Below are 20,092 nucleotides of genomic sequence, written 5' to 3' on the forward strand. Positions count from 1 at the left end.
AATGAGAAATCCAGAGTCTTCCTTTATTAGAAAAATGTACCAGGGTGGAATTATGCCCATATTTTTTCATCCCGATGTGGATGTTTGTCTTCGTCTTTTGGAAGTTTCTTATGAAGCGGGAATCCGTGTTATTGAGATGGTAAATAGGGGTAAAGAAGCTCCTGAAATTTTCCCTATTCTAAAAAAGCGTGCAGAAGAAATGCCAGGGCTATTTATGGGAGCTGGAACTATTTATCATCCACATGAAGCGGAGGCTTTTCTAGATATGGGAGCAGAGTTTATTGTCTCTCCGGTGATGAACCCGAAACTTGGGGAATATTGTCAAAAAACAGGAACTCATTTGGTGCCGGGTTGTGCTACCTTGACTGAAATCTTTTTCGCTCAGGAATTAGGATGTGAGCTTGCCAAGGTCTATCCAGCCAATATTCTGACTCCAGCCTTTGTCCCTGCTGTCCATGCTGTGTTGCCAAAGATGGAAATCATCCCGACGGGAGGAGTAGAACCCACTAAAGAAAGCATGCATGCTTGGTTGGATGTGGGTGTTTCCTGTCTGGGAATGGGATCACAATTGATGAGTAAGAAATTAATTTCCTCTGAAGATTTTCCTGGATTAAAGAAAAAAATAGAGCAGGCACTAGCTATTTATTACGCTTATCGAACAAGCCAAGCCCATGATTAAATCTGTTTTTTCTTTTATTCTTCTATTATTGGTTTTTGGCTGTGGAGCAGATAAAAATGTGAAAATCATCAAAATGGGGCACGCCCAGGTCACCTCTCATCCTGTTCATGAGGCGATGGTTTTTTTGTCTGAAAGGTTGGAAGAAAAGTCCAATGGAAGAATCAAAGTAAAAGTCTATCCTAATCAGCAACTTGGAACTGAGCGGGAGCTTTTGGAGCTTCTTCAGATCGGCAGTGTGGGCATGACAAAGGTCTCTTCAGCTTCTTTGGAGGCTTTTTCACCAGATATTCAGCTTTTGGGTTTGCCTTATTTATTTCGAGATGATGCCCATAGGGAAAAGGTACTGAAGGGAGAAATTGGTAAAAATCTTCTCCTCGGTGCTCAGAAGTATTGGCTTCGAGGTTTAGTCTATTATGATGCGGGCAAGCGCAGCTTTTACAGTAAGGATGCACCGATTGAGACTCCAACTGATCTGGCAGGTAAGAAAATCCGAGTGATGGAGTCCAATATGGCCATCAATATGGTTAAAAGTATGGGTGGTTCGCCTACGCCAGTATCCTATGGGGAACTTTATACAGCATTACAGCAAGGTGTGGTGGACGGAGCAGAAAATAATCCTCCAAGTTTTTATAATTCGCGACATTACGAAATCTGTAAGTTTTATTCTATTGATGAGCATACAGCCATTCCGGATGTGGTTTTGGTAAGTACCAAAGTTTGGGAAAAACTCAGCCCGGAAGAGCAGGTTTGGCTTCAGGAAGCCGCAGACGAATCCGCTGACTATCAGTATATGCTTTGGGCAAAATCCGTCGAGGAGTCTCTCCGAGAGGTTGAAAAAGCAGGAGTCACGATTACTTACCCTGACAAGTCAATTTTTAGAGACGAGGTAGAGGAAGTGTATAAAACGCTGGAAGTAGAGCAGCCGCATTTGACTGAGATCATTAAAAAAATTCAAGCCATTCAATGAAACTCAAAGAAAAATTAGATTCCCTTTTGGGATGGTCATTGGCCATGTTAATGGCTGTGATGGTGGTTAATGTTACTTGGCAGGTTTTCTCGAGGTATATTTTAAATGACCCAAGCTCATGGACAGATGAAGTTTCCCGTTACATGTTGGTTTGGCTTGGGCTCCTAGGAGCTGCATACGTTTCTGGGAAAAATGGACACTTAGCCATTGATGTGATTTTGACCAAGCTTAAAGGAAAGAAGTCTTATGTGGTGAATGTCATTATCCACGTATTAATTATTCTTTTTGCGGCTATAGTCATGGTTTGGGGTGGGGGAAATTTGGTGTACATCACCCAGGTTTTGGAACAAAAAACTGCTACTCTTCAAGTTCCGCTTTCATGGATTTACATGATGATTCCGCTGTCGGGAGTTTTTGTCATTTTCTATCATATCTCACACATTTCTACCCTTAAACTTCAGGACTAATATGGAATGGTTGAGCATAGTGATTTTGGTTTTGACTTTTGTAACCCTGCTGCTATTAGGAGTTCCGGTGGCTTGGAGTTTAGGTATTTCTAGCTTTTTCACGCTTTTGGTGACTATTCCTGTATTGCCAGCTTCTACCACTATAGCACAGCGGATGGCTACGGGTTTGGATAGTTTCAGTCTCTTGGCAATTCCCTTTTTTATTTTAGCAGGTGAAATAATGAACCGTGGCGGAATAGCGGGTCGATTGATTGATTTTGCAAAAGCCCTTACAGGAAAGCTTCCTGGTGGCCTTCTTTACGTCAACGTAATTGCCGCCATGCTTTTTGGAGCAATTGCAGGTTCTGCAGCTGCAGCAGCTTCTGCGATTGGGGGAATTTTAGGTGAACGAATGGACGAGGAAGGCTACCCAAAGGAACTGGGTGCTGCGGTCAATATCACTTCTTCTACAACAGGTTTGATCATACCACCCTCAAATATTTTGATTGTTTATTCTTTGGCCAGTGGGGGTATTTCTATAGCAGCTTTGTTTTTGGCAGGTTATCTACCTGGGCTCTTGGTGGGATTTGTTTTGATTCTTACCTCTTCCATTTTCATCAAAAAGAATAAGCTCCCTGCCGGAGACGCAGTTACTTTCAAAGATTTGGCTATTAAGTTTTGGAGAGCACTACCGAGTTTATTTTTGTTGTTTGTGGTGATTGGTGGGATTGTAGGTGGCGTATTTACGGCAACCGAGGCCAGTGCCATAGCAGTGGTGTATACCTTGGTGCTTTCCTTTGCTTATCGTGAGCTCAAGGTCAAAGAGCTGCCTAAAGTTTTGTTGAAATCATCTGAAACTACAGCAGTGGTGTTGCTTTTGATTGCTACATCGATGAGCATGTCTTGGGTGATGAGTTCAGAAAATATCCCACAGATGATATCTGATTTTATGGTGGGATTGAGTGACAATAAGTGGGTGATCTTGATTGTGATCAATTTGATCTTGTTGGCGGTGGGGATCTTTATGGATATCACACCAGCGGTACTCATTTTCACGCCGATCTTTCTTCCGGTAGTGTCCAAAATAGGGGTAGACCCCATTCATTTCGGTATCATGATGGTTTTCAATCTATGTATCGGGCTTTGTACTCCGCCTGTGGGCTCACTTTTGTTCGTGGGAGTCACTATCGCCAAAACTAGTTTGACCAAAGTGCTTCGCCCTTTGATTCCTTTTTTCATTGCGATGATTGTGGCTTTGGCCTTGCTGATGATTTTTCCTGAGATTTCTCTTTTCCTTCCTAGACTATTTGATCTGGTATAGGGCTTTCTAAATAGATTTCGATTTGTGTAGTTATCTTCAAAGAAAAAGTTGAAACCACATTAACTTTGTGAGAAGCTTCTTTTGACCTTTTCAAGATGTATGTTGCAGGATATTTTCTGATTTATTGCCATTTTCGATTTACATGAGTCTTAGTCTATCAAATAATTCAACCCTGCTTATTTTTCAAAAAAACATAGTCCTTGGCCAAGCTAAGACTCGGATTGCAGCAACAGTTGGAGATGAAAAGGCTTTGGAAATCTATCAAAAGCTCATTGCATATACGCATACAACAGTTTCCGCTTTACCTATGGAAAAGTATCTCTACTTCTCAGAGGTCGTGGAGCAGGAATATGTAGGTCCAAATCAGTTTCACTTGACCGTGCAAAAAGGACTAGACCTGGGTGAACGAATGGCCAATGCCTTTCAAAATGCTTTTGATGCTGGTTATTCCAGAGTTATTTTGATCGGAACGGATTGTGGTGAATTGAGTTCAGAGATTTTAGAAAAGGCCTTTGAATGTTTAAATTCTGCCGATTTAGTGCTTGGGCCTGCAAAGGATGGAGGCTATTATTTGATTGGGATGACTGGACCACATTCAGAACTGTTTAGCGATATGGAATGGAGTACAGCAGATGTTTTGGAGCGAACGCTTGAAAAAGCACAAAGAATAAAATTAGAATTCAAACTCCTTCCCTTACTTTCGGATGTAGATACCTATTCGGATTGGATGCAACAAAAGAATCATGTTGAATCGGTTTTGAAACAAGGGTAAAACCGATTTTCCATGAAATCCATCTTAGTTAAAATTTCTTTGCTTGTAGTGCTATTTTTAGGAATAGATGGTTTTGCTAAAGCAAATGAAACCATTCGATATTATGATATCACAGTGGCTGGATTTACCATAGGAGAGCTAAAAACCACACGGGTAGAAAAAGGTGAAATTACCGAGTATGAAGTCAGAAGCTTAGTGAGTATATGGTTTTTTGGAACCCTTAAAATTGAGTTTACCATTAACAGCATTTATAAAAATGGTCAATTTATTTCTTCACAGACTGTTTCTAATTCTAACCGTGGAGTGTTCCTTTCACTCATTGAATGGGATGGGGAAAAGTACCTTATCGATGCAAATAGCTATAAATTCACAAATCAGGAATCTATTTTGACTCCAATTCAATTTAGTACTGCGAAGGCCTTTTTTGTAGAACCAGATAGCTCTGAGCTGTTTTTATCTGAAAATTATGGACTCACTAGCCCCATGAAAAAATCTAGTGATGGCATGGTGGAAATTCAAATTGACGGGAACAGAAACAAGTATTTCTATGAAAATGGGGAATTGGTCAAGGCAAATATGCAAAGCCCAATCAAGAATTATGTATTGAAGCTGAGGAGATGATTTCCTCTCACAAAACCATATCCGTGATTATTCCCATTCTGAACGAAGAGCAAAATTTAAAAAAGCTTTTCCCCTATCTATCCTCGGTAATTGATGAGCAGAATACAGAGTTGATTTTTGTGGATGGTGGTAGTAGGGATGGAGGAATGGGCTACTTGGAAAACGAAAAAGCAAATGTTGTCCTTTCCCCTAAAAAAGGAAGAGCGGCTCAAATGAATTTTGGGGCTAAATTAGCCAAAGGGAAAATCCTTTACTTTCTACACGCTGACACACTTCCGCATGCTTCTTTTGAGTCAGTTTTGATTCAGGCCTTTAATCAAGGCATAGAGTCAGGCTGCTTTCGCTATAGATTCGATTCGGATAGCTTATTATTGAGGATTAATAGTTGGTTTACCCGATTCAATGGGCTCTTCGCCGGAGGCGGAGATCAGAGTCTTTATATTTTGAAAAAGGTATTTGAAGAACTAAATGGTTTTGACGAGAGGCAATGTATCATGGAGGATTTCGAGCTAGTTCGTCGAATTCGAAAGAATTATCTTTTTGTAGTTTTTAAGGAGGAAATAAGAGTTTCTGCGCGAAAATATTCGAGAAATAGTTGGCTTAAGGTTCAATTCGCTAATTTACTGGCGTTTGTCTATTTCCGTTTCAACGTAGATTCGAAAACAATTAAATCAAAGTATAGGTCCATTTTGGACCTTTAGAAGATAAAAAAGAGTATGAGTGAAGCCAAAATTAATGGGATCCAGCAGGTGGGGATCGGAGTGAAAGATGCGAATGAAGCATGGTCTTGGTACCGGAAGGCTTTTAAAATGGATGTCCCGATATTTCAGGATAGTGCAGAAGCCAAATTAATGACTCGGTACACTGCCGGCAAAGTGGAAAAGAGACATGCCATTCTTGCACTCAATATGCAAGGGGGGGGAGGTTTTGAAATCTGGCAGTACACCTCAAAGATACCCATGGCATCTGATCCTAGACCAAGTTGGAAAGACTTGGGGATTTTGGCAGTAAAAATGCGTTGTAGAGATATTGAGGCCACATACGAACACTTGGAAAAGGTTGGAGCTAAAATGCTTCAAAGGCCCATGTCCAATCCAGTTGGAATCAAACACATTTACGTTGAGGATCCATATGGAAATCTCTTTGAGATTGAGGAAAATGGGTCTTGGTTTAATAAGAACAAAGATTTCACTGGAGGGGTGTCTGGAGTGACCATAGGAGTGAATTCCATTGACGCAGCACTTCCTATCTATCAGTCTCATCTTCAGCACCCTCAAAAAATGATGGATGAATCTGCAGTTTGGGAGGATTTCAACTGTTTTGAATTTGGAGATAAGCCATTTAGAAGGGTCATATTAAAAGGTGATGAAGTAGCTTCAGGCGCATTTGGTAAGCTTTTTTGCCAAACAACAGTGGAATTGATAGAAACTGATCAGCCGAATAGAAAACCCATTTTTCAGGGTAGAAACTGGGGTGATTTGGGATTTATCCATGTTTGCTTTGATGTGAGCAATATGTCAGCGATGAAACAAAACCTTGCTCACTCAGGAATTGAACTTACAGTAGATAGCGAAAGCCAATTTGATATGGGTAGCGCCGCAGGTCGCTTTTCTTACCTTGAGGATCCTGACGGCACCTTGGTGGAGATGGTAGAAACTTTCAAAATCCCAATAATGGAAAAGTGGGGTTGGTTTTTAGATCTGACAAAAAGAGACCCACGCAAAAATCTCCCAAACTACATAGTAAAACTACTCAGTCTAAACCGAGTAAAGTCCTAGCTGATTTTCTTGACCAAATCCACTAATCGGTTGGAATATCCTGCCTCGTTGTCATACCATCCTACAACTTTGACTAAATTTCCCTTGGCCGAAGTGAGCTCCGAATCGATTATGCAGGAGTGTGGATTACCTAGAATATCCATGGACACTATTGGATCATCAATTACCTGAAGATATCCGGCTAAGTTAGCTGATGAGGCTTGCTCAAAGGCAAAATTGACTTCGGTTGCTGAGACTTCCCGTTTCAATTCTACAATTAAATCAGTGAGTGATCCGTCTGGAACTGGCACCCTCATGGCAGAGGCTTCGATTTTACCCGCTTGATCCGGCATGACCACATCTAGGGCCTTTCCAGCATTGGTAGTGGTAGGAATGATGGAGTATGCAGCTGCTCGAGCTCTTCGCAAATCCCGATGAGGGGCGTCGTGAAGGTTTTGATCATTGGTGTAGGAGTGAACCGTCGAGGCAAAACCCTTTATGATTCCAAAAGACTCATCCAAAACCTTGATCATCGGCGAGAGGCAATTCGTTGTGCAAGAAGCATTGGAAATAATTTGATCTGAGGGCTTTAGAATATGATCATTTACGCCCAATACCACCATGGGGATGCTTGCGTCATTCGTTGGCGCAGAAATAATTACTTTTTTGGCTCCGGCACTGAGATGCCTTGAAGCCGAAACCTGATCTGTAAACCTGCCAGTGCACTCGATGATGATATCAATATTTAGTTCCTTCCAAGGTAATTTCTCGGGAGCCACCTGCTGGAAAAGCTTTATTTTTTGATTTTTTACAAATAAAAATTCTTCTTTCAACTCGACCTTACCATCCAAAGAACCATGCACGGAGTCATACTTGAGTAAATGAGCGATCGCCTCGGGAGACGCCAAATCATTTATAGCTACGAGTTCTATATCTTCTTGATTTAGTAAGAGTTTGGTAGTGTATCTACCGATTCTTCCGAATCCATTTATGGCTATTCTTGTTTTAGTCATCTGCGTTGATCGATCTTTACGACGCTGCGAAAATAGAAAAAAGCCACTCAATAATGGCCTCGATTGGCAGGTATTATACAGAAGAAATCTCACCGTCCCATAGAAAATTCTGAGCCTAGATTGTGATTGTAATTTTAAGCTTCTATATTTGCACAACCTTTTGGAAAAGCAAGTTTTTCCAAGTCCCAGATGGTCCGTTCGTCTAGGGGTTAGGACGTATCCCTTTCACGGATAAAACACGGGTTCGATTCCCGTACGGACTACAAATAACTGGCTATCAACCAGTTATTTATTTTGAAATACTTACCACCGCATGGTCCGTTCGTCTAGGGGTTAGGACGTATCCCTTTCACGGATAAAACACGGGTTCGATTCCCGTACGGACTACAAAGACTCTCAAAGCTCAATCCCCTTTAAAGTCTTAAACAATTGTTTTATGGTTGTTAGTGGTTAAAGTGAACAAAAACCCAGTCATTTGACTGGGTTTTTTTTATGCCTTTTATTGATTTTTTTATTCGGTCATTTCTGTACCAATGTTTTTCATTATTTTCAAGAAATACCATTTTCTTACTTATGAAATTCACGCAATTTTCAAGACCCATTCTAAGCCTATTCTTTGTCATTATTCTGATTTCCTGTAGCGAACAAGAATCACTTTACGAGGCAAAAACCAAATCATTGACCAAGGAGGAAGTTAACTCCTATGCGGAGCAGATCAATTCTCAAGTCACACCAGATGTGCATCCAGACTTTGAAGTAAATCTTTGGGCGGTTGATTCTATCATGTACGATGCCATTTCTATACAGGCTCTCAATGATGGCTCAGTAATTTATACTCGAACCAATCGTCAAAAGGATGCGGAATTTGACATTAGGGGACATCAAGATTGGGAGATTAGATCTATAGGGCTTCAGTCCATTGAAGACAAGCGAAAATTTTTGCGCGAGGAGCTTTCTCCTGAACGATCCGAATTCAATACATGGCTGACAGATCTTAACGGAGATGGGTCACATGATTGGCGAGATATGACTGTGCCAAAAGAAGAAATTTATAGGCTCTATGATCAGGATGGGGATGGCATGGCAGATTATTCTCAGCGCCTGGTTGAAGATTTCCATGATGAGGTAACTGATGTGGCAGGTGCCTTGATGATGACGGATGAAGCACTCTATGTGGGAGCAGGCCCTGATTTGTGGAAGCTTGTGGACAAAAATGGAGATGGTATAATGGATGAAAAAGAATCTCTCTCGCATGGCTATGGCATTCATATTGGCTTTGGTGCACATGGTATGTCTGGGCTGGAAATGGGCCCAGATGGAAGAGTGTATTGGGGTATTGGGGATATAGGGTTTAATGGAGTAGGTCCAGATGGTCAAGAGTGGAAGTATCCCAATCGTGGGGTAATCGCTCGCGCAAATCCCGATGGGAGTGATTTTGAAATTTTTGCAATGGGCGTGAGGAACACCCATGAATTTGTTTTTGATGAGTATAACAACCTGATCTCTGTGGATAATGATGGAGATCATCCAGGGGAAAAAGAGCGATTGGTTTATCTCACGAATGGCTCGGATTCAGGTTGGCGTACTAATTGGCAGTTTGGAAAATATCGTGATCCAGATAATAATTCTTACAAGGTTTGGATGGACGAAAAGCTCTATTTACCTCGATGGGAAGGGCAGGCTGCATTTATTACACCTTGTATCGCAAATTACGTCAGCGGACCCACAGGAATGGTTTATAACCCGGGGACTGCACTCAGTGAAAAGTACTTGAATACCTTTTTCGTCGTAGAATTTGTAGGGAATGCAAGCAGATCTGCTATTCATGCATTCAAGTTAAAGCCTAGTGGAGCATCTTTTGAACTCGCCTCAACCGAAAAAGTCATCTCAGGTGTGTTGCCAACAGGAATGGACTTTGGGCCAAATGGGGACTTGGTTTTTGCGGATTGGATTATGGGTTGGGGTACCAAAAACTATGGTCGAATGTGGAGACTCAATGCCAAATCCAAGTCATTCGAAAGTATTCAAAAGGAGACCAATACCTTACTCAATCGTGACTTTTCAAAAGTCAATGAGGATGAGCTTGCTACGTTATTGGGGCATCAGGATATGCGCATCCGCAGAAAGGCGCAATTTGAGTTAGCCAAGCGAGATGACAAAGGATCTGAAGTCTTTGTCCAGACCCTTAAATCTTCTTCAAATCAGTTGGCTAGAATTCATGCCATTGTAGGTTTAAGCCAACTAGCTCGAATGGAAGATATGAGCTATGCTAGTGAGATTATGCCTTATCTTTCTGACAGTGATGCGGAAGTTCGTGCGCAGACGGCCAAATGGATAGGCGACATTCGCTATGCTGCTGCGGGTTCTCAATTAATGTCTGGGTTAAGGGATCAAAGCCCTCGAGTAAGGTTCTTTAGCGCTGAAGCTCTTGGAAGAATAGCATACAAAGATGCCACTAATGCATTGATTCAATTGTTGGAGGAAAATAATGACGAGGATGCCTATTTACGTCATGCTGCTACTTTGGCACTGGCAAGAATTGGTGATGAAGCTCCTCTTGCGGCCCTTTCAACCCATCCTTCAAAAGCAGTTAGACTTGGAGCGGTGATCGCTTTACGGAGACTTTCATCACCTGAGCTACGTAGATTTCTCAGTGACTCAGACGAATTTATTGTCACGGAGACGGCAAGAGCAATTCATGATGATTTTTCAGTTCCTGAGGCACTACCAGATTTGGCAGCATTAATAGGAAAGACTCCATTTTCAAATGAAGCTCTCATGCGGAGAATAATCAGCGCAAATCAACGAGTAGGAGGTGAGCAGGACTTTAACCAGACCTTGGCCTTTATTTCAACATCTCAATCAGATCCAAATTTGACTGTAGAAGCGATAGATGCTGTGGGTACATGGGCAAAACCATCTTTGGTGGACCGTGTGGACGGACGATATAGAGGCCTTGTAGAAAGAAATGATGCCTATCTGACGTCCAATGCTGCTAAAATCCTAATCTCTTCTTTATCCAATAACAATCCTGACATTCGGGTGGCTAGTGCCAAAGCCATTGGAAAGTTGAAGGTAAAAGAAGCAGAATCAAATCTTTTGGCTAGTTTGAAATCGGACCCCTCGGTAGAAACAAAAATTCAAGCTTTGACTGCGTTAAAGGCCATGAACTCTCAACTTTTAGGAGAGGGAATTCAGGTGGCCTTGGCAAGTAAGGAATATCCAATTCGAGTTCAAGGTTTGGCATTATTGGGTGAAACTGATTTGCCCAAAGAACAAAAAGTCGCTTTACTTTCTGATGTAATTCTCACACAAACCAATGTTGAGAAGCAATCCGCTTTATTGGCCTTGGGAGGGCTGGAAGGTAGTTCTGAATTTCCTGTTTGGAGCCGAATTTTGAGCGATTTTGAAAATGATAAAATTGCGCAGCCTGTTTGGGTTGAACTAGAGGAAGCGATAGAATTAACCGGATCGCCAGAATTGAAAAGTGAGTTTAATGATATGCTAGCAGAAAAGGCAGGAGAGGAAAAATGGAGAATGTTTGCCGGTGCATTAGCGCAAGGGAACGCTCAGTTGGGCGAATCGGTTTTTCTGGAAAATCAAACTGCACAATGCATTCGTTGTCATGCCTATGACGATATGGGTGGGAATGCTGGCCCTATTTTAAGTGGTGTAGGAAAGCGATTGAGTCGCGAGGAGCTCTTGATCTCATTGATTGAACCAAGCGCTAGAATAGCTCCAGGGTTTGGTCAAGTGAGTATTGAACTTCAATCTGGGGATAAAATATCAGGTACTTTCATATCGGATACCGAAGAAGGAATCCGATATGTGAATGAAAACAAGGAAGAAATGCTCGTGGTAAAAAGTGAAATCAAATCCAGTTCACTTTCCCCATCAAGTATGCCTCCCATGGGTACTTTGCTAAGCAAGAGAGAGATCCGTGATTTGGTAACCTATTTGAGTACTCTGACTAGGTCAGAATGAAAAGACTAAGCCTGGTCATCTTGGCCATAATTGGAGTTACTCTAATCTTCGGCCCATTTGTTCTTATATGGGTGGGTAGGTCAAAGCTTCATAATTCCGATATCAATAAAAAGGATGAATTAATTCCAGAAATGCCAAAACGTCGAGTTTTGGCATTTTTTCCTCACCCAGATGATGAGATCACAGTGGCTGGTACTTTACTGAAGTTGAAAGCATCTGGCCATGAAATATATCTAGTGGTCCTCACAAAGGGAGAAGCCGGAAATTCTCCAGAAAACTATTCTAAAGAGCGGCTGGCACAGATTCGAGTAGGAGAGTTGGAGGAATCTGCCAGGTGCCTTAAAGTAGACGAATTGCATCTGTTGGACTATTCGGATGGAGGCCTGAAAGCGCTGGGATTGGATTCTTTAAAAGCTGTAGCTCAAATGTGGATTGATCGTATCCAACCGGATGTTTTGATATCCTATGACTCCAAGGTGGGACTTTATGGACATGATGATCATAGGCTTACTGGTTTGGCTATGGAATCCCTTTTTTTGGAAAAAAATGGGCAAATTGATTTTACCCCGAATCAGTTGTTTCAAGTAACACTTTCACCAAAGCAAATTGAGGTTGCCTTGCAGCTTTCGGAAGGGTTTCAAAAGAATTATCCTAAGGATAGGGAGCGGGGTCTTCCCAAAGCAGATTTTTCTGTAGACGTTCAATCTGTTTTTTCGACAAAGCTTCAGGCCATGAAGTCACACTATTCTCAAAGGATGGTTTTTAAAGATCTGATGCCTTATCATGATCAGATTCCTGCTGTGATTTATTCCAGGATTTTTGATCGGGAATATTTTCACGAAGTGAAAAAATAAAGGCCACCTCAATAAGAAGTGGCCTTTAAGGGTTGGTGGTTGTTTGTTTTAATTTAAGAACTCATCGAAAGTCAAGCTCACAAAGTACATCGTTCCAACGGTTGGGTTACCCCATGCCTGACGATATCCATTGCCAAATAGGTTTGAAGCACCAAGCTTCAAGATTGACTTTATGCTCTTAAGCTTGTAGCTAACTTGAGCATCGAATGTTCCAAATGCTGGCATCACAGAAAGCTGTTGAGAAGACACGGATGGACCTACAAAAGAGGACTGCCATACGAATTCACCCTGCCATCTGTAAGATACTGCAAATCCAAGGTTGTCAATTACTTCTCTATTAGCAAAGTTCAATACGTAACGATACTCCGGAGTATTGAAGCTTGGCTGGAAACCTGTTTCTGCAAGCTCCTCCAAGTTGGAAAGCGTATTGTATGAGACGTTACCACCCAAGGTATAACCTTTAGCTAACTTATAGTCTAAGCCCAATGCCCATCCCCAAGATTGGATTACTTCACTTCTGTTGGTAGGTAGGGAGTAAACTGTTCTAGTATTTGCACTCAAAAGGTTTAGTCCAAGATCACTCGCTGGATTGCCTGGTTGCGGATTTCTATCCTGTACCAATACTTGTCCACCGATGAAATTTTCAAATCGATTGAAGTATGCATAGGCATCCACAAGCAATCGCTGTCCCAACAATGACTTATAACCAATTTCGAAAGATTTTACTCTCTCCGGCTGGAACTCAGTCAATTCAAACTCCTGAAGAAGGCCTTGATTTGCATTAGCTGCGAAAACTGGTACTAGGGCTGTTGCAAGAGGTCGAATTAATTCAGGCGTTGGAGTTACTCCTTGTGCAAGCAGAATTCTAATTGCTTCGTCTTGCGCAGCTTGTTGAATCGCAGGATCTTGTGCAGAAGTAAATACACCTGCTCCAAATTGCTGAACAGTGGCCAAGGAATAAACTGGATTAGATCCAAAGTTATAGCGATCTCTGAATAAAGGCAATCCACCCAGAAGTCTTGCTTGTGGAGTGAATAGATCTATGTATTGATCTTGAGTTGTTGGAATTCTGAATCCAGTTTGATAAGAAGCTCTGAAGTTGTGGTTTCCTGTAGTGAATACACCAGATACTCTCGGTGACCACTGGCCAGCAAAGTTTTCGTTCTTATCATATCTTACAGATGCGGTAAGCTTGAACTTGTCATTAAACAACTTCTTAGATCCTTGAGCGTATCCGCCATATTCCATGATGCTGAATTCATCACCATTTTCATCCAGCGCAAATAGAGTACCTTCAGAATTCAACTGATAAACTCTATAATTTGCGCCTACAATGAATTCTGCAAATTTGATTTGGTCAGAAAAGTTATAGGAACCTTCTACATGATACAAGTTGGTTTTATCAACAAAACGAGCACCTACGCCTTCTTGGTTACCTGGAATAGGTCTTGAAGTCACATCGGCAAGTGCTTGCCGGAATTCAGGAGTCCCTGGCATAAAACGGCCAGCATCTGCAACACTTCTTGCTTGTTGATGTGCTTGTTCAGGTGAAAGACCCGCTTGTAATGCACCAGCATAAGTTTGTGCATACTGTGGATACCAAGAACCCGCGAGATTATTTCGATCAAGGCTTGGTTTCCAGGCTTCATTGATTCCTTGAGCTGCAATACCCACCGCATAAGAATCACCAGAACGCTCTTGAGTCGTGTATGCTCTCAAATACCAATTTGCTCCTCTTAATTCTGCTTTATATTGGCCAAGGTTGAAGTTGGCGATGGAGTATCTATCAGCTCCAGTGTAGACCGTAGTACCTGTACCATAATTTCCTTGGAAAATCGCTTCTACTCGATCATTGATTCTCCAATGAAGAGCAGCATTTAATTTCAAAGAAGTGGTTCCATAGTCCGCTACGTCTCTTTCATCATACCCAGTTCGGGAAACAAAAGTTCCAGCAGGAATTGCAGGTACTAGGGCATTTAGATCTACTGCATTTTCATCCCCATAAACGTTCACTCCATTATATCCGGGGTTGTTTTCTCTTGTACCACCTTCGATGGTAGATCCATTTAGCAAGGACTGATCTCTGAAATCATTAGCTTCCCAATCGTCTGCGGTCAAATACTCTACATTGACTTTGAAGGCTACCTTATCATTGATGGCCTTCGCGTATCTGGCAGCGAAATTATAAAAACCAGTAGCTGCATTTTGACGGCTACCTTCATTCATAATACCAGTTTTTACGCTAGCGCTTAAACCTTGGTATTGGAATGGGTTTTTAGAGTTCATCAAAAGGATTCCGTTGATGGCGTTTGGTCCATAAAGAGCAGATGAAGCACCTGGGAGCAATTCCACACTTTCTAAGTCTAGCTCGGAAATACCGACGATGTTACCAACTGCGAAATTCAAACCAGGAGCCTGGTTATCCATTCCGTCAATCAATTGCACGGTTCTAACGTTACCATTAGCATTGAAACCACGCGTATTGAATGACTTAAACGTCAATGATTGTGTGCTCATTTCTACGCCCTTCATATTATTCAAGGCGTCGTAGAAACTTGCGTTTGGAGCATCTCGAATCGCAATAATGTCCATTTTCTCAATAGAAACAGGCGACTGAAGCACACTTTCCTCTACTCTGGATGCTGAAACTACTACCTCTTGGCCAAGGATGGTGGACTCAGCGAGCGAAATATTTAGATTTGACATTCCTCCTGTAATTTCCACTTCTTGAGAAGTATACCCCACCATGGAGAAAATTAATGTAAATGGGGGATCTTGATTTACATTTAGGGTAAAGTTTCCATCCAAGTCGGAGATGGTGCCGATTACTTTTCCTTTGACTAGGATATTCACACCTACCAAAGTCTCCTGAGTATCAGCGTCAATCACTGTACCGGAAACGGTGGTTTGTGCAAAAGCACCTGTCAAACCTAAGGAAACTAGCAATGCCAGCGAGAAAACTGACCTGCTCAGAACTCGAGTAAAGTTGCTCATAAGCGATGATTATTATTTAGGTTTAGTTAAATCTGCAAGTAAGGGTGATTACAGATTAGGTCGAAATTTATGTGAAAAAGGGCATATGTGGAGCAGTTTTCTTAAAAAATATTAAATCACTAAAAATTGTAACTAATAGTGACGATGGAAACTCCAGCACTTCAATAAAAAAATGTTAACGAAATATGCTGAGAATTAATAGAATGTAATAAGATGTTAGTATTTGTTGCAAAAACTGTATTTATAGCAGGTTGAATTTTTTTGATTTATGACAAAAAAAAACCTGAAAAATTCAGGTTTTTGTGTGTGAAAAGTAGCCCTATCCCTTCTTATTCTCTTCATTTACATGCTGCACCAAGCGATCACATAGCGCTTTTATTTCCTCCGACATGTATTCGTCTCCTGTACTATTGATGATGGTTTGTGCCATTCCACCCATAATATCAATATAGAAACGCTTCATCTCTGCCACAGACATTTCTTCAGTCCAGAGGTCAATTCTCAAGGTACTATGGTTAAGATTGTCCCAAACGTTCAAGCTGATACTCTTGGTTGACTCTAGTCCGATGGATTCTTTATCTGTTGCTTCCCAAAGGATTTGTTTCGGTAGATTTTGATCGTCTAGATTGACTTGAAATTTTATCTCTGAATTTTTCATTTGCTAAATTTTTCTAGAAACTGATTGCTCTTGGGGATAGTTCATTTAAAACTTCATTTCTGGAATTTCTCCCTCAATAATTAGCTTTCCCGCTGTCTTTTCTTGGATTTCATCTACGGAAACTCCTGGTGCTCGCTCTTTCAAAATGAATCCACCATCTGGATGAATTTCTATAAATGCCAAATCTGTAACGATCTTCTTCACACATCGGATTCCAGTAATAGGAAGGGTGCAAGAGGGTAGAAGTTTGGAATCTCCGGATCTAGAGCAGTGCTGCATGGCTACGATGATATTTTCAGCAGAAGCAACTAGGTCCATGGCTCCACCCATTCCTTTCACCATTTTTCCAGGAATTTTCCAGTTTGCAATGTCTCCATTTTCGGATACTTCCATGGCTCCTAGAATAGTCAAATCTACATGACCTCCCCTGATCATGGCAAAGGACTCTGCCGAATTGAAGAGCACGGAACCTTTCACCATAGTGATAGTTTGCTTTCCTGCGTTGATAAGATCGGCATCCACTTGGTCTTCGGTAGGGAAGGGGCCGATGCCTAAAAGTCCATTTTCGGACTGGAGCACGACATCCAAGTCGTCAGGAATATAATTTGCGACTAAGGTTGGAATTCCGATTCCAAGATTAATGTATTGCTTGTTTTTAACCTCTTTTGCTATTCGCTGGGCAATTTGATCTTTGGTAAGCATGGATTTGGGTTTAAGAGTTTTTTGAAACGGTTCGCTGCTCAATTCTTTTCTCGTAATTCACACCTTGGAAAATTCGCTGAACATAGATGCCTGGGGTGTGAATTGCATTTGGATCCAATTCTCCTGCGGGAACCAATTCTTCCACTTCCGCAATACAAATTTTGCCGGCTGCAGCCATGATTGGGTTGAAATTTCTTGCTGTTCCCTTAAAAATCAAATTCCCCGCATGGTCACCTTTCCAAGCCTTAACAATTGAATAGTCCCCTTTGAGCCAGGATTCAAGAAGGTATTGTTTGCCATCAAATTCTCTTATTTCTTTTCCTTCTGCCACTTCGGTGCCTACACCGGCGGGTGTAAAAAAGGCGGGAATACCTGCACCACCTGCTCTCACACGTTCTGCTAAGGTCCCTTGCGGGATCAAATCTACCTCTAGCTCACCGGCTAATAGCTGTCTTTCAAATTCAGCATTTTCCCCGACATAGCTGGAAATCATTTTCTTCACTTTTCGCTTTCTCAGCAAAAGGCCAATTCCAAAATCATCCACTCCAGCATTATTAGAGACGATGGTCAAATCTTTTACATCGGTTTTCTCGAGGGCAGCGATACAGTTTTCAGGGATACCGCTTAGTCCGAAACCTCCCATCAATAGGGTACATCCGCTAGGAATATCCTTAACGGCTTCTTCGGCATTATTTACACGTTTATCTATCATTGCTTTGGGTTTATAGTATAGTCCTTGCTTCTGCTTGATCAATTCGAAGCTGTGCTTTCAATTCATCTAGATTCGCAAATTTCTTCTCTTCTCTCAAATACTCTTTCAAGTAAAGCGTGACCTGTTTGTCATACAGATTTCCATCAAAGTCAAACAGATGAGCCTCTACAGTTTTCTTGGATCCATTCACGGTGGGTCTCACCCCAATGTTCATCATGGCTTGATGCATTTGTCCATCTACATTTACATCAATGGCATAAACTCCGTCTTTTGGGATCAGTTTGTAGTCATTCGGAATGTGAACGTTCGCAGTTGGAAAACCTATAGACCTTCCGATTTGTTCGCCTTTAATGACTAGCCCATTCAGTTCGTACTTTCTGCCCAGATATCGAGTAGCTGAGGCCACATCTCCAAGTTCGAGCGCATTTCTGATTTTGGTGCTACTTACACCGATGTCATCTACATCTTTACGGGAGATCTCTTCCAACTCAAAACCAAACTGACTACAGTTCTCCTGTAAGTATTCAAATCCTCCCTCACGATTTTTACCAAATCGATGATCATAGCCAATCACAAGCTTTTTTGTTTTCAACTTATCCACTAGCACGGTTTGGATAAACTGCTCAGAGCTCAATTGTGAAAACTCCTTTGTAAAAGGAATACTCACAAGATGATCTATTCCAAACTGCTCTAGAAGCTTAGCTTTCTCTTCAAATGTACTTAGCAGGCGTAAATTATGCTCATTCGGATAGAGTACTAATCTAGGATGCGGCCAAAAGGTGATTAGGACAGTTTCACCATTTTCTTTTTTGGCCAACTCCGAAATCCGAGAAAGAATTTTTTGATGACCCAAGTGAACACCATCAAAGGTCCCGCTGGTAACAACCGGAGATTTGATCGGAGGAATACCTGTCAGGCCTTCATAGATTCTCATTCCTTCTATTTTTGATTTCTTCGATTAGAGGCTCTAATTCCTTTGCCTCACTCAATTTATAGCCACCTATCCTTGTTCGGCAAAGGCTACTCATATACGCTCCTACATTTAAAGCCTCGCCGAGGTCCCTGGCCAAGCTTCTGATGTAAGTGCCCTTCGAGCAGACAATCCGAAAATGAACGGTAGGATTCTCAAATTTAACCAATTCAAAAACGCTTACCTGAACAGGGCGAGGCTCCATTTGCACGACTTTTCCCTTGCGAGCAGCTTCATATACTCTTTTACCACCCACCTTAATGGCGGAGTGCATGGGTGGAATTTGTAAAATATCCCCTCGAAAGTGGGAGATGGCCTTTTCTACATCTGATTCCGTCAAATGGGAGGGATCCGCAACTGGGACAACCTCCTGCTCCAGGTCAAAAGATTCCGTAGTCGAACCCAATTCAAAGGTTCCGGTATACTCCTTTTCTTGACCCATAAATGAGTCAATTTGTTTGGTCATTTTGCCTGCACATACAATCAAAAGTCCCGTGGCCAAGGGATCCAAGGTTCCTGCATGCCCAACTTTTTTGATTTTCAGGGCATTTCGCACCTTCTTCACCACATCAAACGAGGTCCATTCTAGAGGTTTGTTGATTAGAAAAACTTCTCCGTATGGCTCTTCCATTGTTTAAAGATACAATCCCCCGATGATTGCGATGATTCCGACAATAAGGCAATAAATGGAAAAATAGGCCAGTTTACTTTTTCTGACCAACTGGATCATCCAAGTACATGCAATGATTCCTGATATAAAAGCGGCGATGAATCCAGCTGCCAAAAAACCAATTCCTTCTGTTTCGTAGGACAGTGCTCCATCCAGAATATCCTTAGCGATCTTTCCTAAAATAAGAGGAATCACCATTAAAAATGAGAATCGAGCCGCTTTATTTTTATCAATTCCCAACAATACAGAAGTGGAAATCGTAGCGCCCGATCGAGAGATGCCTGGCAAAATAGCAATGGCTTGAGAGATACCGACGACAAATGCTTGCCAAAAGGTGACAGGCTGATTGGTGTATTTGGCCTTATCGGCCAAAAACAACAAGATTGCCGTTAAAATCAGCATACATCCCACGAAGATAATTTGACCACCAAAAAGTGACTCCAATTCTTCTTCGAAAAGGACTCCAACCAAGGCTGCTGGAATCATAGATAAAATGATTTTTCCTACAAAAAGGGTTTCTTCATTTTTCTTGAATTTGAAAAGACCAATTAGAATCTCGGCGATGTCTCTTCTGAAAACGACCATAGTACTGAGTGCTGTCGCAAAGTGAACGACCACAGTGAAGAGTAGGCTTTCTGCCGGAAGGCGACTTTCACCGAGCAAAGCCTTACCGATCTCTAAGTGACCACTAGAAGAAACTGGTAAAAACTCCGTCAGCCCCTGAATGATTCCGAGGATAATGGCATCAATAATTTCCATGATTACTTGTCTTCGCTTTTGGCGAAAATGGCGTAAAATTCAAAAATAAAGCCAGTAAGTGTGACTAATGGTCCGAGCGTAAGGCCTAGAAAACCGTTGCCATTTGGTTCAGAATCTAATCCTATGATAGTGAAGCCAAGTACGATTAGCGCGATACCAATCCACATGAGCCGATAATTGACTTTCGAAAAAGGAAATGCTGATTTGCTCATT

Annotated in this window: 19 protein-coding genes and 2 tRNA genes; 12 read left to right on the forward strand and 9 right to left on the reverse strand. The window is 41.7% G+C overall.

Translation table 11 applies throughout. From position 1 onward, the window contains the following. Position 1: 1 nt before the first annotated feature. The 8 genes from ACFOSV_RS12990 to ACFOSV_RS13025 all read left to right on the forward strand — a co-directional run bounded on the left by ACFOSV_RS12990 (position 2) and on the right by ACFOSV_RS13025 (position 6,584). On the forward strand, positions 2 to 679 hold the full coding sequence (locus ACFOSV_RS12990) for a bifunctional 4-hydroxy-2-oxoglutarate aldolase/2-dehydro-3-deoxy-phosphogluconate aldolase (protein WP_377906444.1): 678 nt from the start codon (positions 2 to 4) through the stop codon (positions 677 to 679). After that, complete coding sequence (locus ACFOSV_RS12995; protein ID WP_377906445.1) at positions 672 to 1,646, forward strand: TRAP transporter substrate-binding protein; 975 nt, start codon at positions 672 to 674, stop codon at positions 1,644 to 1,646. Before ACFOSV_RS12990 ends, ACFOSV_RS12995 begins: the two co-directional genes overlap by 8 nt. Further along, positions 1,643 to 2,113, forward strand: coding sequence for a TRAP transporter small permease (locus ACFOSV_RS13000; protein WP_377906446.1), 471 nt, complete (start codon positions 1,643 to 1,645; stop codon positions 2,111 to 2,113). Before ACFOSV_RS12995 ends, ACFOSV_RS13000 begins: the two co-directional genes overlap by 4 nt. Before the next feature lies 1 nt (position 2,114). Then, positions 2,115 to 3,413 (forward strand): TRAP transporter large permease, encoded by a 1,299-nt coding sequence (locus ACFOSV_RS13005; RefSeq protein ID WP_377906447.1) that lies wholly within the window; start codon positions 2,115 to 2,117, stop codon positions 3,411 to 3,413. Between the two features lie 142 nt (positions 3,414 to 3,555). Further along, a complete protein-coding gene (locus tag ACFOSV_RS13010) occupies positions 3,556 to 4,185 on the forward strand; it encodes a TIGR04282 family arsenosugar biosynthesis glycosyltransferase (RefSeq protein WP_377906448.1) in 630 nt (209 codons plus the stop codon). Positions 4,186 to 4,197: 12 nt separating this feature from the next. Further along, on the forward strand, positions 4,198 to 4,806 hold the full coding sequence (locus ACFOSV_RS13015) for a DUF6134 family protein (RefSeq protein ID WP_377906449.1): 609 nt from the start codon (positions 4,198 to 4,200) through the stop codon (positions 4,804 to 4,806). After that, the gene (locus ACFOSV_RS13020) at positions 4,803 to 5,507 is read left to right on the forward strand and encodes a TIGR04283 family arsenosugar biosynthesis glycosyltransferase (RefSeq protein WP_377906450.1); all 705 of its coding nucleotides are present in this window, start codon (positions 4,803 to 4,805) and stop codon (positions 5,505 to 5,507) included. The genes ACFOSV_RS13015 and ACFOSV_RS13020 overlap by 4 nt, the downstream gene beginning before the upstream one ends. Positions 5,508 to 5,522: 15 nt before the next feature. Continuing rightward, positions 5,523 to 6,584, forward strand: a complete 1,062-nt coding sequence (locus ACFOSV_RS13025; protein ID WP_377906451.1) for a VOC family protein — start codon at positions 5,523 to 5,525, stop codon at positions 6,582 to 6,584. Here ACFOSV_RS13025 and gap read toward each other — a convergent pair. Further along, positions 6,581 to 7,576: a type I glyceraldehyde-3-phosphate dehydrogenase gene (gene gap, locus ACFOSV_RS13030; RefSeq protein WP_377906452.1), complete on the reverse strand. Its 996-nt coding sequence runs from the start codon at positions 7,574 to 7,576 to the stop codon at positions 6,581 to 6,583. The two genes, ACFOSV_RS13025 and gap, sit on opposite strands and share 4 nt — an antisense overlap. A 191-nt stretch (positions 7,577 to 7,767) precedes the next feature. On the opposite strand from gap, the gene ACFOSV_RS13035 reads away from it, so the two are divergent. The 4 genes from ACFOSV_RS13035 to ACFOSV_RS13050 all read left to right on the forward strand — a co-directional run bounded on the left by ACFOSV_RS13035 (position 7,768) and on the right by ACFOSV_RS13050 (position 12,414). Continuing rightward, positions 7,768 to 7,839: transfer RNA gene (locus ACFOSV_RS13035), tRNA-Glu, on the forward strand. A 52-nt stretch (positions 7,840 to 7,891) separates the two neighbouring features. After that, positions 7,892 to 7,963 (forward strand) — tRNA-Glu (locus ACFOSV_RS13040). A gap of 186 nt (positions 7,964 to 8,149) precedes the next feature. Continuing rightward, positions 8,150 to 11,560: a HEAT repeat domain-containing protein gene (locus ACFOSV_RS13045; protein WP_377906453.1), complete on the forward strand. Its 3,411-nt coding sequence runs from the start codon at positions 8,150 to 8,152 to the stop codon at positions 11,558 to 11,560. After that, entirely contained in the window at positions 11,557 to 12,414 is an 858-nt protein-coding gene (locus ACFOSV_RS13050; protein ID WP_377906454.1) for a PIG-L deacetylase family protein, read from the forward strand. Before ACFOSV_RS13045 ends, ACFOSV_RS13050 begins: the two co-directional genes overlap by 4 nt. A 48-nt stretch (positions 12,415 to 12,462) precedes the next feature. On the opposite strand, the gene ACFOSV_RS13055 is transcribed toward ACFOSV_RS13050, so the two are convergent. From ACFOSV_RS13055 to ACFOSV_RS13090, 8 genes are all read right to left on the reverse strand, one after another. Next, positions 12,463 to 15,408, reverse strand: a complete 2,946-nt coding sequence (locus tag ACFOSV_RS13055; RefSeq protein WP_377906455.1) for a TonB-dependent receptor — start codon at positions 15,406 to 15,408, stop codon at positions 12,463 to 12,465. Between the two features lie 319 nt (positions 15,409 to 15,727). Next, positions 15,728 to 16,066, reverse strand: coding sequence for a gliding motility protein GldC (gldC, locus tag ACFOSV_RS13060; protein ID WP_377906456.1), 339 nt, complete (start codon positions 16,064 to 16,066; stop codon positions 15,728 to 15,730). 45 nt (positions 16,067 to 16,111) lie between these two features. Beyond that, the gene (locus ACFOSV_RS13065; RefSeq protein WP_377906457.1) at positions 16,112 to 16,768 is read right to left on the reverse strand and encodes a 3-oxoacid CoA-transferase subunit B; all 657 of its coding nucleotides are present in this window, start codon (positions 16,766 to 16,768) and stop codon (positions 16,112 to 16,114) included. A gap of 10 nt (positions 16,769 to 16,778) precedes the next feature. Further along, a complete protein-coding gene (locus ACFOSV_RS13070) occupies positions 16,779 to 17,480 on the reverse strand; it encodes a CoA transferase subunit A (protein WP_377906458.1) in 702 nt (233 codons plus the stop codon). Positions 17,481 to 17,490: 10 nt separating this feature from the next. Beyond that, complete coding sequence (locus tag ACFOSV_RS13075; RefSeq protein WP_377906459.1) at positions 17,491 to 18,414, reverse strand: bifunctional riboflavin kinase/FAD synthetase; 924 nt, start codon at positions 18,412 to 18,414, stop codon at positions 17,491 to 17,493. Further along, complete coding sequence (gene truB, locus ACFOSV_RS13080) at positions 18,401 to 19,081, reverse strand: tRNA pseudouridine(55) synthase TruB (protein WP_377906460.1); 681 nt, start codon at positions 19,079 to 19,081, stop codon at positions 18,401 to 18,403. The genes ACFOSV_RS13075 and truB overlap by 14 nt, the downstream gene beginning before the upstream one ends. A gap of 3 nt (positions 19,082 to 19,084) precedes the next feature. Next, positions 19,085 to 19,879: an undecaprenyl-diphosphate phosphatase gene (locus ACFOSV_RS13085; protein WP_377906461.1), complete on the reverse strand. Its 795-nt coding sequence runs from the start codon at positions 19,877 to 19,879 to the stop codon at positions 19,085 to 19,087. A gap of 2 nt (positions 19,880 to 19,881) precedes the next feature. Further along, positions 19,882 to 20,091, reverse strand: coding sequence for a DUF3098 domain-containing protein (locus ACFOSV_RS13090; RefSeq protein WP_377906462.1), 210 nt, complete (start codon positions 20,089 to 20,091; stop codon positions 19,882 to 19,884). Position 20,092 lies beyond the last annotated feature (1 nt).

Origin of the sequence: Algoriphagus namhaensis, from assembly GCF_042649705.1 — a bacterium.
Lineage (GTDB): Bacteria > Bacteroidota > Bacteroidia > Cytophagales > Cyclobacteriaceae > Algoriphagus > Algoriphagus namhaensis.

Excerpts from the sequence above, each read along its gene's own strand:
- ACFOSV_RS12990 (WP_377906444.1), top strand. The coding sequence starts at position 2 with ATGAGAAATCCAGAGTCTTCCTTTATTAGAAAAATGTACCAGGGTGGA.
- ACFOSV_RS12995 (WP_377906445.1), top strand. The coding sequence starts at position 672 with ATGATTAAATCTGTTTTTTCTTTTATTCTTCTATTATTGGTTTTTGGC.
- ACFOSV_RS13000 (WP_377906446.1), top strand. The coding sequence starts at position 1,643 with ATGAAACTCAAAGAAAAATTAGATTCCCTTTTGGGATGGTCATTGGCC.
- ACFOSV_RS13005 (WP_377906447.1), top strand. The coding sequence starts at position 2,115 with ATGGAATGGTTGAGCATAGTGATTTTGGTTTTGACTTTTGTAACCCTG.
- ACFOSV_RS13010 (WP_377906448.1), top strand. The coding sequence starts at position 3,556 with ATGAGTCTTAGTCTATCAAATAATTCAACCCTGCTTATTTTTCAAAAA.
- ACFOSV_RS13015 (WP_377906449.1), top strand. The coding sequence starts at position 4,198 with ATGAAATCCATCTTAGTTAAAATTTCTTTGCTTGTAGTGCTATTTTTA.
- ACFOSV_RS13020 (WP_377906450.1), top strand. The coding sequence starts at position 4,803 with ATGATTTCCTCTCACAAAACCATATCCGTGATTATTCCCATTCTGAAC.
- ACFOSV_RS13025 (WP_377906451.1), top strand. The coding sequence starts at position 5,523 with ATGAGTGAAGCCAAAATTAATGGGATCCAGCAGGTGGGGATCGGAGTG.
- gap (WP_377906452.1), bottom strand. The coding sequence starts at position 7,576 with ATGACTAAAACAAGAATAGCCATAAATGGATTCGGAAGAATCGGTAGA.
- ACFOSV_RS13045 (WP_377906453.1), top strand. The coding sequence starts at position 8,150 with ATGAAATTCACGCAATTTTCAAGACCCATTCTAAGCCTATTCTTTGTC.
- ACFOSV_RS13050 (WP_377906454.1), top strand. The coding sequence starts at position 11,557 with ATGAAAAGACTAAGCCTGGTCATCTTGGCCATAATTGGAGTTACTCTA.
- ACFOSV_RS13055 (WP_377906455.1), bottom strand. The coding sequence starts at position 15,408 with ATGAGCAACTTTACTCGAGTTCTGAGCAGGTCAGTTTTCTCGCTGGCA.
- gldC (WP_377906456.1), bottom strand. The coding sequence starts at position 16,066 with ATGAAAAATTCAGAGATAAAATTTCAAGTCAATCTAGACGATCAAAAT.
- ACFOSV_RS13065 (WP_377906457.1), bottom strand. The coding sequence starts at position 16,768 with ATGCTTACCAAAGATCAAATTGCCCAGCGAATAGCAAAAGAGGTTAAA.
- ACFOSV_RS13070 (WP_377906458.1), bottom strand. The coding sequence starts at position 17,480 with ATGATAGATAAACGTGTAAATAATGCCGAAGAAGCCGTTAAGGATATT.
- ACFOSV_RS13075 (WP_377906459.1), bottom strand. The coding sequence starts at position 18,414 with ATGAGAATCTATGAAGGCCTGACAGGTATTCCTCCGATCAAATCTCCG.
- truB (WP_377906460.1), bottom strand. The coding sequence starts at position 19,081 with ATGGAAGAGCCATACGGAGAAGTTTTTCTAATCAACAAACCTCTAGAA.
- ACFOSV_RS13085 (WP_377906461.1), bottom strand. The coding sequence starts at position 19,879 with ATGGAAATTATTGATGCCATTATCCTCGGAATCATTCAGGGGCTGACG.
- ACFOSV_RS13090 (WP_377906462.1), bottom strand. The coding sequence starts at position 20,091 with ATGAGCAAATCAGCATTTCCTTTTTCGAAAGTCAATTATCGGCTCATG.